12 protein-coding genes are annotated in these 14430 nt (G+C 74.2%); 6 read left to right on the top strand and 6 right to left on the bottom strand.

The genetic code is table 11. The features are described from left to right. Positions 1-113: 113 nt before the first annotated feature. The 4 genes from HF526_RS25250 to HF526_RS25235 form a co-directional block, all read right to left on the bottom strand. Positions 114-2198, bottom strand: a complete 2085-nt coding sequence (locus tag HF526_RS25250) for an ArnT family glycosyltransferase (protein WP_169384060.1) — start codon at positions 2196-2198, stop codon at positions 114-116. Continuing rightward, complete coding sequence (locus tag HF526_RS25245) at positions 2195-3472, bottom strand: bifunctional glycosyltransferase family 2/GtrA family protein (RefSeq protein ID WP_169384059.1); 1278 nt, start codon at positions 3470-3472, stop codon at positions 2195-2197. Before HF526_RS25245 ends, HF526_RS25250 begins: the two co-directional genes overlap by 4 nt. Before the next feature lie 283 nt (positions 3473-3755). Continuing rightward, positions 3756-5270, bottom strand: a complete 1515-nt coding sequence (locus HF526_RS25240; protein WP_169384058.1) for a sensor histidine kinase — start codon at positions 5268-5270, stop codon at positions 3756-3758. Continuing rightward, positions 5267-6007, bottom strand: coding sequence for a response regulator transcription factor (locus tag HF526_RS25235; RefSeq protein WP_169384057.1), 741 nt, complete (start codon positions 6005-6007; stop codon positions 5267-5269). Before HF526_RS25235 ends, HF526_RS25240 begins: the two co-directional genes overlap by 4 nt. A gap of 122 nt (positions 6008-6129) precedes the next feature. Between HF526_RS25235 and HF526_RS37090 the strand changes: the two genes are divergently transcribed. Beyond that, a complete protein-coding gene (locus tag HF526_RS37090; protein ID WP_338051730.1) occupies positions 6130-7665 on the top strand; it encodes an acetyl-CoA acetyltransferase in 1536 nt (511 codons plus the stop codon). A 20-nt stretch (positions 7666-7685) separates the two neighbouring features. Here HF526_RS37090 and HF526_RS25225 read toward each other — a convergent pair whose 3' ends face one another. Beyond that, positions 7686-8429, bottom strand: coding sequence for a siderophore-interacting protein (locus HF526_RS25225; protein WP_169384056.1), 744 nt, complete (start codon positions 8427-8429; stop codon positions 7686-7688). A 26-nt stretch (positions 8430-8455) separates the two neighbouring features. Beyond that, entirely contained in the window at positions 8456-9061 is a 606-nt protein-coding gene (locus tag HF526_RS25220) for a TetR family transcriptional regulator (RefSeq protein WP_169384055.1), read from the bottom strand. Positions 9062-9132: 71 nt separating this feature from the next. On the opposite strand from HF526_RS25220, the gene HF526_RS25215 reads away from it, so the two are divergent. From HF526_RS25215 to HF526_RS25195, 5 genes are read left to right on the top strand one after another with little or no spacing between them, the layout of a single operon-like run. Continuing rightward, positions 9133-10599 carry a flavin-containing monooxygenase gene (locus HF526_RS25215; RefSeq protein WP_169384054.1) on the top strand — a complete coding sequence of 489 codons (1467 nt, stop codon included), beginning with the start codon at positions 9133-9135 and terminating at the stop codon, positions 10597-10599. Positions 10600-10650: 51 nt separating this feature from the next. Further along, on the top strand, positions 10651-11589 hold the full coding sequence (locus tag HF526_RS25210) for an o-succinylbenzoate synthase (RefSeq protein WP_169384082.1): 939 nt from the start codon (positions 10651-10653) through the stop codon (positions 11587-11589). 44 nt (positions 11590-11633) lie between these two features. Beyond that, positions 11634-12578, top strand: coding sequence for an NAD(P)/FAD-dependent oxidoreductase (locus HF526_RS25205; protein ID WP_169384053.1), 945 nt, complete (start codon positions 11634-11636; stop codon positions 12576-12578). A gap of 10 nt (positions 12579-12588) precedes the next feature. Continuing rightward, positions 12589-14055 (top strand): FAD-binding oxidoreductase, encoded by a 1467-nt coding sequence (locus HF526_RS25200; protein ID WP_169384052.1) that lies wholly within the window; start codon positions 12589-12591, stop codon positions 14053-14055. A 20-nt stretch (positions 14056-14075) separates the two neighbouring features. Then, positions 14076-14399, top strand: coding sequence for an AMP-binding protein (locus HF526_RS25195; protein WP_211177783.1), 324 nt, complete (start codon positions 14076-14078; stop codon positions 14397-14399). The last annotated feature ends 31 nt before the right edge of the window (positions 14400-14430 follow it).

Raw genomic sequence — 14430 nt, 5'->3', positions numbered from 1 at the left:
CCCGCTGCACCCACCCCCGCATCACGCGGGTCCACGACTGACCGAACCCGGAGAACGCGATCGCCGCCCGGGCGGGGAGTCCTCCCGCCCGGGCGGCGATCGTCGTTCCCGGGTCAGCCGGTGGGCCGGCTCAGGTCGTAGACGGTCTGCCCGCCGACGGTCGTCGCGGTGTAGTGCTGCTGTACCCAGGTCGTGATCTCGCCGCCGACGCCGCGGCCGCCGCGCCCGCCCCAGCCGCCCATCCGGTTGCCGGGCAGGAAGTACCGGACCTGGCCGCCGGTGACGTAGGCCTCGAACTGAGCCAGCGTCGGTACCGGATCGGTGCCGGAGAACCCGCCGATGGCCATGATCGGCCCGGCTCCGGCGAGCTCGAGCGACGACGCGCCCTGAGCGGCGATGGTCGCCGCCGACCACCGGGTCCCGGTGGACTTCAGCAGGTTGACCAGCGCGGGATCGGTCGCCTCGGCCTCACCGAAGCCGTGCATACCGCCCGGCCCGCCGGGGCCGAAGCCCGCGGCCGCGCCGCCGAAGCCCGCAGTCCCACGGCCTGCAGCGTTCGCGCCGCCGCCCGGAGCCGTCCCGGCCAGGGCTGGCCGGCCCCCGGCCCCGAACCGGCGCCCACCCCGGAAACCGTCGGCGCCCTGCGCCGCCGGGCCGGCATTGACCATGCCGCCGGCGTGGCCGGTCCCCACCGTCTGCGCCGCGTAGGCGGCCGGGCCGGCCAGGCCGGACAGCAGCGCGATTCCGGTCACGATCGCCGCCGCGCGGCGCACCCCGGACGGGATCAGCAGCCCGATCACGGCGATCAGGGCCAGCACGACGACGACCCAGCGCAGCCAGGGCACGAAGGTGGGGGTGCGGTCCAGCAGGATCCACGCCCAGGCCGCCGTCAGCGCGACGGTCGCCGCCATGCTGATCCGGCCGGCTGCCGACCCGCGGTGCTTCCACAGTTCGTGCCCGCCGATCCCCACCAGGGCGGCGAGTGCCGGGGCCATCTCGACCGTGTAGTACGGATGGAAGATCCCCTGCATGAAGCTGAACACGATCGCGCAGACGACCGCCCAGCCACCCCAGAGCAGCAGCGACGCCCGGGTGCGGTCGGTCCGCGGAGCCCGGCGCGTCGTCCAGAGTCCGGCGACGAGCAGCAGGATCGCTGCCGGCAGCAGCCACGTCACCTGACCGCCGATGGCGGCCGTGAACAGTCGGGTCGGCCCGGCCTGACCGCCGAAGCCGGCGAAGCCGCCGAAACCACCGGGCGGTGCGAAGGGCACGGCACCCGCGGCACCCCCGGCGTCGGCGGCGCGGGCCGCGCCGCCGCCACCGATGTGGTTCCCGCCGCCGCCGAGGATCCGGCTGAGCCCGTTGTAACCGAAGGCGAGCTGCAGCGAGTTGTTGTTCGTCGACCCGGCGATGTAGGGCCGGTCCGTCACCGGCCAGAGCCATTCGACGACCAGCCACCAGCCCGCGGCGACCACGATCGCCACACCCGCCGCGACCAGTTGGCGGATCCGCCGGCCGAGACCGGCCGGCGCGGCGACGAGGTAGGCCAGCCCGAGGCCGGGCACGACGACGAACGCCTGCAACATCTTGGCGAGGAAGCCGAACCCGAGGAGCACCCCGGCCACCAGCAGCCAGCGCGTGCTGGCGTTCTCGATCGCCCGGACCGTGCAGTACCCGGCGGCCACCACCAGGAGCACGAGCGCGGCGTCGGGGTTGTTGAACCGGAACATCAGCACCGCGACCGGGGTCAGCGCGAGCGCGGCCCCGGCCAGCAGCGCGGCCCCCGGGCCCGTGACCCGGCGCACCCCGGCGTAGAGCAGCCACACCGTCGCCACGCCCATCAGCGCGTTCGGCACCAGCATGCTCCACGAGGAGAAGCCGAAGATCCGTCCGGACAGCGCCATCACCCACAATGAGACCGGCGGCTTGTCGACGGTGATGAAGTTGCTCGGATCGAGGGAGCCGAACAACAGCGCCGTCCAGCTCTTCGTGCCGGCCTGCACGGCGGCGGCGTAGTAGGCGTTGCCGAAGCCGTTGATGCTCAGGTTCCACAGGTAGAGCACGGCGGTGCCGACGAGCAGCAGGAGCAGGGTGGGCCGTTCCCAGCGGGGCCGGTCCGGCGGGGCGGGGGTGGCCTCGCGCAGTCCGGAGCCGTCCGCCGGCTGGCGGGCCGGCCCGGAATCGAGGGTGGCGGTCATGCGGTGATCTCCTGGGAAGCGTCGGTGGCGGGGGAGCGGCGGGCCTGCGCGCCGCGGAAGATCCAGGCGCGGAACAGCACGAACCGCAGGACGGTGGCCAGCCCGTTCGCGACGACCAGCGCCGTCAGCTCGGCGATCCGCCCGGCGCCCGGCAGCCAGATCCCGACCAGTGCCAGCGCACCGGTGGTCAGCCCGAGCCCGAGGCCGAACACGATCAGACCCTGGAACTGGTGCCGTGCGGCGCCGGTGCGGCCGCGCACGCCGAAGGTGAGCCGGCGGTTGGCCGCGGTGTTGGCCACCGAGGTGATCAGCAGTGCGATCACGTTGGCGGCGATCGCGCCCATCGCCGCGCGCAGCAGGACGAACAGCAGCAGGTGCGCGACGGTGCTGGCGACGCCGATCGCGGCGAACCGGGCCAGCTGGCCGGTCATGCCCCTCGGCACTCCGGCCACGGGCGGCTCCAGGGGTTCGCGGCCGAGCTGGGCGCGCAGCTCGCTGACCGGCAGCGCACCGGTGGCCAGCGCCCGGCCCACCCGCACGATGCCGCGCAGGTCGGCCAGCGCGGTGGCGACGATGTCGACGCGGCTGTCCGGGTCGTCGATCCAGTCGACCGGCACCTCGTGGATGCGCAGCCCGGAGCGCTCGGCGAGTACGAGCAGTTCGGTGTCGAAGAACCAGCCGGTGTCCTCGACCAGCGGCAGCAGCCGCCGTGCCACGTCGGAGCGGATGGCCTTGAACCCGCACTGCGCGTCGGAGAACCCGGCGCTGAGCGTGCCGCGCAGGAGCAGGTTGTAGCAGCGGGAGATGATCTCGCGCTTGGCCCCGCGGACCACCCGTGAACCACGCCCGAGGCGGGTGCCGATGGCCAGGTCGGAGTGCCCCGAGATGAGCGGGGCGACCAGCGGCAGCAGCGCCGCGAGGTCGGTGGACAGATCGACGTCGCAGTAGGCCAGTACCTGCGCGTCCGACGCCGACCACACCGCCCGCAGCGCCCGGCCGCGGCCCTTCTGCTCCAGCCGGACGTTCTGGACCGCCGGCAGCTCGGCGGCGAGCCGGGCCGCGATCACCGGAGTGGTGTCGGTGCTGGCGTTGTCCGCGATCGTGATGCGGAAGGTGTAAGGGAACTGGGCGTTGAGGTAGGTGTGAAGCCGTCGTACCGAGGGTTCGAGGTCGATCTCCTCGTTGTAGACAGGGACGACGACGTCCAGGACGGTCCGGTCGGGACGCCCCCCCGGCGGGGCCAACCGCTCTGGTTCAGCGATGTCGACGCTCATGGGCACGACCATCGGGGACCGCGCTGTCGGGTCGTTGTGGCGATCCTGTGCGCGGCCTGTGCGACCACCGCGATCGGGTGAGTCGGTCATCACGGCGCCGCGCCCGCACGCAGGCCGTACCCCGCCGGCCACCGGTGCACCGCCCGCGGCGGATCGGGGGAGTTCGTGGGCATGGTCGTGGTCACGCCACCCCACCGTGGCCAGCCCGGCTGTGCCGGCCCGGTGCGTCACCTGTGCGTCTGCTGTGAGTGCGGCGAGCCCGACGCGTTGACGGCCGGGCCGGTCAGACGGGGGTGCCCGCCGGCGCGGCGTGGTCCGGGGCGTCCGCGGCGCCGAGGCCGCCGCCCGGCAGCCGGACGGTGAACTCGGTCAGGCCCGGGACGCTGCGTACGCCGACGGCGCCGCGATGCGCCGCGACCACCGCGTGCACGATCGCGAGCCCGAGGCCGGTGCTGCCCTGGGCCCGCGACCGGGACTTCTCGCCGCGCGCGAAGCGCTCGAAGATGTGCGGCAGCAGCGCGGCGGGGATGCCGGGGCCGGTGTCGCTGACGGTGAGGACGGCGCCGCCGCCGTTGTCCGTCTCCTGCGCGAGCCCGACGGTGACCGACGTCCCAGGCGGGGTGTGGGTGCGCGCGTTCGCCAGCAGGTTGGCCAGCACCTGAGCCAGCCGCGACCCGTCGCCGAGGATGGTCACCGGCTCGTCGGGCAGCGCGAGCTGCCAGCGGTGTCCGGGGCCGGCCGCGTGCGCGTCGCTGACGGCGTCGAGTACGAGCCGGGTCAGGTCGACCGGCGCGCGTTCCAGCGGCCGGCCGGCGTCGAGCCGGGCCAGCAGCAGCAGGTCCTCGACGAGCGTGGTCATCCGCTCGGCCTGCGACGAGATCCGGATCAGCGCGTACGCGGTGTCGCGCGGAACGGCCGGGCCGTCACGCCGGGTCAGCTCGGCGTAGCCGCGGATGGCTGCAAGGGGAGTGCGCAGCTCGTGACTGGCGTCGGCGATGAACTGCCGCAGCCGCATCTCGCTCTCCTGGCGCGCCTCGAGCGCCCCGCCCACGTTGTCCAGCATCCGGTTCAGGGCCGCGCCGACCTGGCCGACCTCGGTCGCCGGGTCCACGTTGGGCACCCGTTCCACGAGCTCGACCTCGCCGCGGTCCAGCGGCAGGGCGCTCACCTTGGCGGCGGTCTCGGCGACCCGCTCCAGCGGACGCAGCTCGCGGCGGACGAGCACGGCGCCGGCGACGCCGGCGCCCAGCAGCGTCAGCCCGATGACGACGAGCTCGATGGTCACCAGCTCGTTGAGCACGTCGTGGCTGCGGGCCTCGGGCAACCCGACGACGAGGGTGGATCCGTCGGGCGCTGTCACCGCGGCCATCCGGTACGAGCCGAGGTTGGACAGGCTCACCGAGACCGGGTGCGCGCCGGGCCGCACCGCGAGCAGCGCGGGATAGTCCATCGGGTCGAGCGCCTGGTACTCCCCGCCGCGGTTGCTGACCCGGGCTCCTACGACCTGGCCGTCCTGGATCCTGGCGCCCAGTGTCCCCAGGACCTGGCCCGGGCCGAGGTAGTCACCGCTCGGTGGCGGCGGCTGGCTTCCCGGCGGGTGCTGCATCGCGGAGTGGGCGAAGCGCTGGGTCGCCGAGCGCAGGTCGTCGTCGAGCTGGCCGATCAGGGATTGGCGCAGCGCCAGCGCGGTGACCACGCCGATCACCGCGCAGGCCAGGGCCAGCAGGATCAGCACGGTGGCGACCAGCCGCGCCCGCAGGGTCCGCCCCTGGCTGCGCACCGGGGCGGGCGCCCTCATTCGCCGGTGGCGGGTTTGAGCACGTAACCCGCCCCGCGCACGGTGTGGATCATCGGTGGGCGGCCGACATCGATCTTCTTACGCAGGTAGGACACGTACAGCTCCACCACATTGGACTGGCCGCCGAAGTCGTAGTGCCACACCCGGTCGAGGATCTGCGCCTTGCTCAGCACGCGGCGCGGGTTGCGCATCAGGTAGCGCAGCAACTCGAACTCGGTGGCGGTGAGCTCGATGTCGGTGTCGCCGCGGCGCACCTCGTGGCTGTCCTCGTCGAGCACCAGATCGCCGACGGCGAGTTCGGAGCCCTGCCGGGCGGCGGCCATCCCGGCCCGGCGTAGCAGCCCGCGCAGCCGCGCGACGAGCTCCTCCAGGCTGAACGGCTTGGTCACGTAGTCGTCGCCGCCCGCGGTCAGCCCTGCGACCCGGTCCTCGACGGCGTCCTTCGCGGTGAGGAACAGCACGGGTACCTCGGGGGTGTCGGCGCGCATCCGGCGCAGCACCTCGAGGCCGTCGAGGTCGGGCAGCATGATGTCGAGCACCACGGCGTCGGGCCGGAACTCGCGGGCCAGCTTGACCGCGGAGAGGCCATCGCCGGCACTGCGGACGTCCCAGCCCTCGTAGCGCAGGGCCATCGACAGCAGGTCGGAGAGTGTGGCCTCGTCGTCGACGACCAGGACGCGTACCGGACTGCCGTCAGCGCGGCGCAGAGCCGGAGCCTGTTCACTCACCGGAAACATGCTAGCCAGCCTTGCGCGCGCGGATGTGGCACTTCTGGGCACTTCCTGTGCATCTGCTGTGTGATTCGAGCGTGATCGGGGCACCCACCGCAGGATGATCACTCTGTATTAGCGTCGTCACGGTGCGCGACGAGAATCGACTTCCCGTGCTTGTCGGAGTGGGTCAGGTGCGGGGCAACCGGGACCGGACGGTCGCGGGTGCCCGGGAACCGATTCGGCTGATCCTCGACGCGCTCAGCGCCGCGGCGTCGGACGCCGCCGGCTCCGGCGGATGCCGGCTGCTCCGCGAGGTCGACGCGATCGACGTCGTGCACGTGGCGAGCTGGGGCTATCACGATCTGGCCGGGATGCTCGCCGAGCGGGTGGCCGCCCGGCCGCCGCACACGTTCGGGGCCCCGGTCGGGGGACACCGGCCCGCCGAGCTGCTCGATCGGGCCGCCGCCCGGGTGGCGGCCGGGGAGTCGCGGGTGTCGGTGGTGGTCGGCGGCGAGGCGCAGGCGAGCGTCGCGGCGCTGGCCCGCGCGGGCGTCGACCCGGCGACCGACCTCGGCTGGAGTGCCGAGCCGGGCGGCCCGCCCGCGTTCAGCCCCGACGAGCTGGGCAGCCCCGCGATGCAGGCCGCCGGTCTGGTGCTGCCCACGCGCGTCTACCCGTTGTTCGAGAACGCGTTGCGGCACCGGCTCGGGCAGACCCCGGCCGAGGCCGCCGCGTGGGCCGCGGAGCTCTACGCCGCGTTCTCCCGGGTGGCGGCGGACAACCCGGTGGCGTGGAACCCGGAGGTGCGCCCGGCGGCGGAGATCGCCGAGGTCGGTCCGGGCAATCGGATGGTCTGCGAGCCCTACCCGCTCGCGGTGAACGCGATGCCGCTGGTGGACCAGGCCGCGGCGGTGATCGTCACCTCGCTCGCCGCGGCCCGCGAGTACGGGGTCGACGAGGAGCAGATCGTGCACGTGTGGGGTGGCGCCGGCGCCGTCGACGCCCTCGACGTGCTGGCCCGGCCGGGCTACGGCCGGTCCGCGGCGCTGGAGTCCACGCTGGACCGCTGCCTCGCCGCGGGCGGGGTCGCCGCGGACGCGCTCGACGTCGTCGACGTGTACAGCTGCTTCCCGGTGGTGCCCAAGCTCGTCGCCGGGCACCTCGGGCTGCCGCGCACCGCGGTGCCGAGCGTGACCGGCGGCCACTCGGCGTTCGGTGGTCCGCTGAGCAGCTACAGCCTGCACGCCGTGGTGGCGGCCGCCGGCCGGCTGCGCGCGGGCAGGGGCACCGCGCTGGTGCACGCCAACGGCGGCTACCTCACCTACCAGCACGCGGTCCTGCTGGGGCGCGAACCGCACCCGGGCGGTTACATCGGCGATCCGGCTCCGGTGGACACCGCAGGCCCGGCCCCCCGGGTCGTCCCGCCGGCCGGCGGCGACGCGACGGTGGAGACCGCGACCGTGGAGCACCGCCGCGACGGGTCCCCGGCACAGGCGTTCCTGATCGCCCGCACCGCCGACGGCGCCCGGTTCGCCGCGCAGACCGCCCCCGGCGACGCGGCGAGCGCGCAGGCCCTGTCGCTCTACGCGGACGGGCCGGCGAACGGGGCGGGCTCGGAGGTCGTCGGGCGCCGGGTGCGGGTTGCGGTCGGCGACACGCACGTGGTCGTCGACCGGATCTGATCGGACCCGGGTCGCGCGTCTCAGCGCAGGCGCCAGTACCCCGTGGCGTAGACCGCGCGGCGGTCGAGCTTGCGGTCGTCCAGCAGGTGCTTGCGCAGGTCGCGCACGGCCGCGGACTCCCCGGCCAGCCAGGCCTGCCCGCGGCCGGCGGGCAGCTCGGCGTCGCGGACGGCCTCGACCAGCGCGGTGCCGGCCTCACGATCGCCGCGGTGCACCCAGTGGATCTGTGCGGAGCCGGGCAGCGGCTGTTCCTCCTCGGCATCGGCCACCTCGAGGAACGCGATGGCCGGTGCCCCGGGGGGCAGCGCCTCCAGCACGGTGGCCACGGCCGGCAGCGCCGACTCGTCACCGATCACGACGTGAAACGCGGCCGCCGGGTCGGGGACGTAGCGCCCGCCCGGCTCGGACACGCCGACCCAGGCCCCGGGCGCCGCCGCACGCGCCCACGCGGCGGCCGGGCCGTGGCCGGTGTGCAGCACGAAGTCGACGTCGAGCTCACCGGCCTCGGCGTCGAAGCGACGCACGGTGTAGGTGCGGATCGCCGGCCGGGGCTCCCCGGCGGGCCAGACCGGGCCGCCGGTGCTGGCGCGCGGGATCGCCGGGCGTTCCTGGCCCTCGACGGGGAAGAACATCTTCACCCGGCGGTCCGGGCCCTCGCCGGGGAAGCCGGCGAGTTCGTCGCCGCCCAGGGTCACGCGGATCATCCGCGGGGTGATCTGCTCGCTGCGCCGGACCTGCAGCAGCCGTGGTGCCGTCGTCGTCATCGACCGACATTGTGCCGGTCACCGGCTCACCGCAGGTTCGCCAGCCCCGTCCAGGCCAGGTCCATCAGATACTCGGTGGCCTGCTCACTGCTCACCGCAGGCTCACCGCCCCCCGTCCCGCGCCACAGCGCCAACCGCTCGCACGCGCCGACGATCACTTGCGCCCAGCCGGCCAGGCGCTGCGGGTCGGTATCGGGAGCCTGGGTCGCGAGCAGCGCCGCGATGAAGTCGGTCTGCTGGGCCCGGATCTCCTCGAGCGCGGACGCGGCGCCGGCCGAGATCGCAGCCTCGGAATAGAGCAGCGTCCAAGTGGGGCGCTGGCTGTCGAGGTAGTCGAAGAACGCCTTGGTGCCCTGTCGCAGCATCTCCTCGGGCCCTTCGGCGGCGGCCGCGGCGGCCGCGGTGACCTCGAGCAGTTCGGTGCGGGCCCGCGCGATGCAGGCCAGCAGCAGGCCCTCCTTGGAGCCGAAGTGCGTGTAGAGCACGGGCTTGGTGACGCCGACCCGCTCGGCCACCGCGTCCATCGACGCGGTCTGATACCCGCGCTCGGAGAACACGGCGACGGCGGCGTCGAGGATCTGCCGCTCGCGCTCGGCGCGACCGAGCCTGCGGCGCGGCGTGCTGGTCTCCACGAGAAGACCCTACCGTAGGTAAGTTACTCGTGGTAACTTACCGTCGGTAACCAGATCGGGAGGAGCGCGAGATGACCGACCAGGTCCCGGCGGCTGTCGAGGTCGCCATCGTCGGGAGCGGTTTCGCCGGGCTCGGTGCCGCCGTGAAGCTGGACGAGGCGGGGCGCCGCGACTTCGTCGTCCTGGAGAAGGGCGACACCCTCGGCGGTACCTGGCGCGACAACACCTATCCCGGCTGCGCCTGCGACATCGAGTCGCACCTGTACTCGTTCTCGTTCCGGCAGAACCCCAACTGGACGCGCACCTTCGCTCGCCAGCCGGAGATCCGGGCCTACCTGGAGGACGTCGCCGACCACTACCGGCTGCGCGACCGGATCCGGTTCGGGGTCACGGTCACCGGCGCGGAGTGGGACGGCACGCACTGGGACGTCCACCTCGCCGACGGGTCGGCCATCCGCGCCCGGTTCCTCATCTGGGGTACCGGCGCGCTGCACGAGCCGTCGATCCCCGAGATCGAGGGCCTGGACCGCTTCACCGGCACGGCCTTCCACTCCGCACAGTGGGACCACTCCCACGATCTCGCGGGCAAGCGCGTCGCGGTCATCGGGACCGGCGCCAGCGCCATCCAGTTCGTGCCGGCGATCGCCCCCGAGGTCGCCTCGCTGACGCTGTTCCAGCGCACCGCGCCGTGGGTGCTGCCCAAGCCCGATCGCCCCATCAGCGCGCGCGCCCGCGAGCTCTACGCCCGGTTCCCGCTGCTGCAGAAGCTCAATCGCACGGCGCTGTACTGGCGGCACGAGGCCCTGGTCGTCGGGTTCCTCAACCCGAAGGTCATGAGGCTGGTCGAGCGGTTCGGCCGCAGCTACCTCGACCGCAAGTTCGCCGGCGACCCGCAGCTCAAGGCCAAGGTCACGCCGGACTTCACCATCGGCTGCAAGCGCATCCTGATGTCCAACGACTACTACCCGGCGCTGCGCCGGGACAACGTGGCGGTCGAGACCGACAAGATCGTCCGGATCACCGAGACCGGCGTGGTCACCGCCGACGGCCGGGAGCACGAGGTCGACACGATCATCTTCGGTACCGGGTTCAAGGTCGCCGACGGGATGAGCCAGGTCACCGTGACCGGGCGCGACGGCGTCAAGCTGGGCGACGTCTGGCGCGAGGGCATGGAGGCGCTGCTCGGCACCACCGTGGCCGGTTTCCCGAATCTGTTCCTCATCGTCGGCCCGAACACCGGCCTCGGCCACAGCTCGATGGTCTACATGATCGAGTCCCAGGTGAACTACATCGTCGACGCCATGCGGGTGACCGATCGGCACCGGGCGCGGGCCATCGACACGATCCGCGATCGGCAGGACGCCTTCAACGCCGAGATCCAGCGCAAGCTCGACAAGTCCGTATGGACCCAGGGCGGCTGCGCGAGCTGGTATCTCGACGAGCACGGCAAGAACCGGACGCTCTGGCCGGACTACACGTTCAACTTCCGCAAGCGGACGCAGAAGATCGACCCGGCGGACCACGAGCTGCTGGTCTGAGCCGCGCGCGTAGGTTGTCCCGTCGTGACCCCGGACGTCTACGCGATCGGCATGACCACCCGGTTCCGCGGCATCACCGTGCGCGAAGGGCTGGTGTTCGCGGGCCCGGCCGGCTGGGGCGAGTTCTGTCCCTTCACCGAGTACGACGACGCCGAGGCCGCGCCGTGGCTGGCCGCGGCGCTGGAGGCGGCGAACGAGGGCTGGCCGGCGCCGGTGCGTGAGCGGGTGCCGGTGAACTGCATCGTCCCCGCTGTCGGCCCGGAGCGCGCACGCGCCCTCGTGGCCGCGTCCGGGTGCAGCACCGCGAAGGTCAAGGTCGCCGACGAGCCGGGATCGCTGCCCGCCGACCTGGAACGGGTCGCGGCGGTCCGGGACGCGCTCGGGCCCGGCGGTGCCGTGCGGGTCGACGCCAACGCGCGCTGGGCCGTCGACGAGGCGGTGACGGCGATCCGCGCGCTGGACCGGGCGGCGGGCGGGCTGGAGTACGTCGAACAGCCGTGTGTCACGGTCGACGAGCTGGCCGCCGTACGCCGCCGCGTCGACGTGCGGATCGCCGCCGACGAGTCGATCCGCCGCGCCGAGGACCCGCTGCGGGTGGCCGTCGCCGAGGCGGCCGACGTCGCGGTGCTCAAATGCGCGCCGCTGGGCGGGGTGCGCCGGGCGCTGGCCGTGGCGCAGGCGTGCGGGCTGCCGTGCATCGTGTCCTCGGCGCTGGAGACCAGCGTCGGGCTCGCCGCCGAGATCGCCCTGGCCGCGGCGCTGCCGCAGCTCGACTTCGCGTGCGGGCTGGGCACCGGTGCGCTGCTGCGGGCCGACGTGGTGGCCACGGCCGACGAGCTGCGCCCGGTCGACGGCTGGCTGCCGGTACTCCGGACCGCGCCGGAGCCGGTCCGCCGCACGGAGGTCGCCGCAGACCCGGAGCGGACGCGCTGGTGGATCGAGCGGTTCGCGCGGGTCTCCGCCCGGCTCAGCGCTCCCCCCGCCGGGTGATCGAGGGGCGTGTGCCCAGGCCGGGCGCCTAGGCTGACCTCATCATGTCCGTTGTGGTCGTGGGCGCCGGCCTTGCCGGGGTCGCCTGCGCCGTCGAGCTGGCGGCGGCAGGGGTGCCTGTGCGCGTGCTCGACCGGGCGCACACCGTGGGCGGCCGGATGGCCACGGCGATGATGGAGGGCCGCGCGGTCGACTACGGGGCCGCGTACTTCACGGTGCGCGATCCGGAGTTCGCCGAGGTCGTCGCCCGCTGGCGCACCGCCGGCCTGGCCCGGCCGTGGACCTGTGAACTCGCCGTTCTCGGGCCGGAAGGCCGGGGGCGCTCGCCCGGCCCGATGCGCTGGGCCACCCCGCACGGGCTGCGCAGCCTGGTCGCCGACCTGGCCGACGGCCTGGACGTGGAGCTGGGGCACGAGGTGCGGCACGTGGGCCCCGGCCCGGTGATCGACGGCCGGTCGGTCGACGTCGTGGTGCTCGCGATGCCCGATCCACAGGCCCGGCAACTGCTCGACCTGAACTCGGGTGCCGCCGCGGCGGTCACCGGCCGGGCCTGGCGTCCGGTGCTGGCCGTCACCGCCCGCTTCCCGGCACGGGAGTGGGGGGAGCTGCCCGCAGCGTTCGTCAACGACCATCCGGTGCTGTCGCTGATCGCCGACGACGGGGACCGTCGGGGCGACGGTGCCCCGGTGCTCGTCGCGCACACCACCGGGGAGGTCGCCCGCCGGCACCTCGCGGACCCGGACCGTGCGGTGCCCGAGGTCGTCGCCGCCATGCGCGAACTGCTCGACCTGCACCGGCGCCCGGTGTGGACCCGCACCCACCGGTGGACGTTCGCCGCCCCGGAGTCCGACCGGGACCGGCCGTTCCTGCTCACCACCGACGGGATCGGCCTGGCCGGGGACAGCTGGGGCAGCTCGCGCATCGAGACGGCCTGGCGGTCCGGAACCCTGCTCGGCCGGGAGGTGGCCCGCAGGCGCGTCGCCGGATAGCGTCGCCGGCATGGTGGAGCCCGTTGACGTGCGTACCGCCCGCCCGTTCGGGGGGCCGCCGCCCGAGGTGGCCGCGGCCGTCGCGCCCGACCCCGCCGCGGACGCGGTGCTGGCCGAGCTGGTCACGGCGCTGCCGGCCGACCGGGTGCTCATCGATCCCGACACCGTCGCGCCCTACGTGCGCGACGAGGCGGAGTGGGCCGAGCACGGCCGCCCCGTCGCCGTGGTCCGCCCGCACAGCACCGCCGAGGTCGCCGCCGTCGTCGCGGCGTGCGCCCGGCACCGGGTCGCCGTCGTCACCCGCGGTGCCGGGACCGGCCTGTCCGGCGGGGCCAACGCCATCGACGGCTGCGTGCTGCTGTGCACCGAGCGGATGCGCGAGATCGTCGAGATCAATCCCGGTGAGCGGCTCGCCGTCGTCCAGCCCGGGGTCGTCAACGACGACCTGCGCGCCGCCGTCGCCGGCCACGGCCTGTGGTATCCGCCGGACCCGGCCAGCGCGCCGTGGTCGACCATCGGCGGCAACGTCGCCACCAACGCCGGCGGGCTGTGCTGCGTGAAGTACGGCGTGACCCGCGACTATGTGCTGGCCCTCGAGGTCGTCACCGCGACCGGCGAGGTCGTCCGGGTCGGCCGGCGCACGGCCAAGGGGGTCGCCGGGTACGACCTGGCCGGGCTGATGGTCGGCTCCGAGGGCACCCTCGGCGTCATCACCGAGATCACCGTGAAGCTGCGGCCGCTGCGCACCACGCCGCCGCGCACCGTCGTCGGGTTCTTCGACACCCTCGCCGAGTGCGGGGCCGCGGTCGCCGCCGTCACCGCGCGGGGCCTGCAGCCCGCCGCGTTCGAGCTGATCGACCGGCACTGCCTGCGCGCGGTGAACGAGTGGAAGCGCGCCGGTCTGCCCGAGGGCGCGGCCGCGCTGCTGCTCGCGCAGACCGACCTGCCCGAACCCGCGGCGTCGGCCGAGGCCGAGGCGATCCACGCCGAGTTCGTGGCGGCCGGCGCGAAGGACGCGATGATGTCCACCGACCCGGTGGAGGCCGAGGCGCTGTTCGACGCCCGCCGGCTCGCCTACCCCGCGATCGAGCAGCGCGGCGACGCGGTGCTGACCGAGGACGTCTGCCTGCCCCGCGGGCGGCTGGCCGAGATGCTGGAGCAGGTCGAGGACATCGCCACCCGGCACCGGACGCTGATCGCGAACCTCGCGCACGCCGGTGACGGCAATCTGCACCCGTTGATCATCGTCCCGCACGGTGACGAGGAGGCGAAGGCCCGCGCGCAGGCCGCCTTCGACGAGATCGTCGCCGCCGCGATCGCGCTCGGCGGCACCGTGACCGGGGAGCACGGCGTCGGACTGCTCAAGCGGTCCGGCATGCGCCGCGAGCTCGGGCCGGGCGCGCTGGCCATGCAGCGGGCCATCAAGGCGGCCCTGGATCCGTACGACATCCTCAACCCGGGCAAGGTGATCGGGTGACCCGCACCGACCAGCTCCCGCTGCTACCCGCCCTGCGCGACCCCACCGACCGCCCCGCGCTGGACTTCGCCGGCGACCGGCTGACCTACCGCGAGCTCGCCTCCGTCGCCGGTGCGCTGGCCGCCGAGCTCGCCGGGCGGACCCGCGTCGCGGTGTGGGCGACCCCGAGCCTGCACACGGCGGTCGGGGTGGTCGCCGCCCTCGCCGCCGGGGTTCCCGCAGTCCCGGTGAACCCGAAGGTCGGCGAACGCGAGCTCGGGCCGGGCGCGCTGGCCATGCAGCGGGCCATCAAGGCGGCCCTGGATCCGTACGACATCCTCAACCCGGGCAAGGTGATCGGGTGACCCGCACCGACCAGCTCCCGCTGCTACCCGC

The organism is Pseudonocardia acidicola (genome assembly GCF_012911935.1).
Taxonomy (GTDB): Bacteria; Actinomycetota; Actinomycetes; order Mycobacteriales; family Pseudonocardiaceae; genus Pseudonocardia; species Pseudonocardia acidicola.
This window is presented reverse-complemented; position numbering and strand designations above follow the sequence as displayed.

What these genes read in the sequence shown, in the direction of transcription:
- HF526_RS25200 (WP_169384052.1), top strand. Translation starts at nt 12,589, where the DNA reads ATGGTGGAGCCCGTTGACGTGCGTACCGCCCGCCCGTTCGGGGGGCCG.
- HF526_RS25250 (WP_169384060.1), bottom strand. Translation starts at nt 2,198, where the DNA reads ATGACCGCCACCCTCGATTCCGGGCCGGCCCGCCAGCCGGCGGACGGC.
- HF526_RS25235 (WP_169384057.1), bottom strand. Translation starts at nt 6,007, where the DNA reads ATGTTTCCGGTGAGTGAACAGGCTCCGGCTCTGCGCCGCGCTGACGGC.
- HF526_RS25205 (WP_169384053.1), top strand. Translation starts at nt 11,634, where the DNA reads ATGTCCGTTGTGGTCGTGGGCGCCGGCCTTGCCGGGGTCGCCTGCGCC.
- HF526_RS25245 (WP_169384059.1), bottom strand. Translation starts at nt 3,472, where the DNA reads ATGAGCGTCGACATCGCTGAACCAGAGCGGTTGGCCCCGCCGGGGGGG.
- HF526_RS25225 (WP_169384056.1), bottom strand. Translation starts at nt 8,429, where the DNA reads ATGACGACGACGGCACCACGGCTGCTGCAGGTCCGGCGCAGCGAGCAG.
- HF526_RS25215 (WP_169384054.1), top strand. Translation starts at nt 9,133, where the DNA reads ATGACCGACCAGGTCCCGGCGGCTGTCGAGGTCGCCATCGTCGGGAGC.
- HF526_RS25210 (WP_169384082.1), top strand. Translation starts at nt 10,651, where the DNA reads ATGACCACCCGGTTCCGCGGCATCACCGTGCGCGAAGGGCTGGTGTTC.
- HF526_RS25240 (WP_169384058.1), bottom strand. Translation starts at nt 5,270, where the DNA reads ATGAGGGCGCCCGCCCCGGTGCGCAGCCAGGGGCGGACCCTGCGGGCG.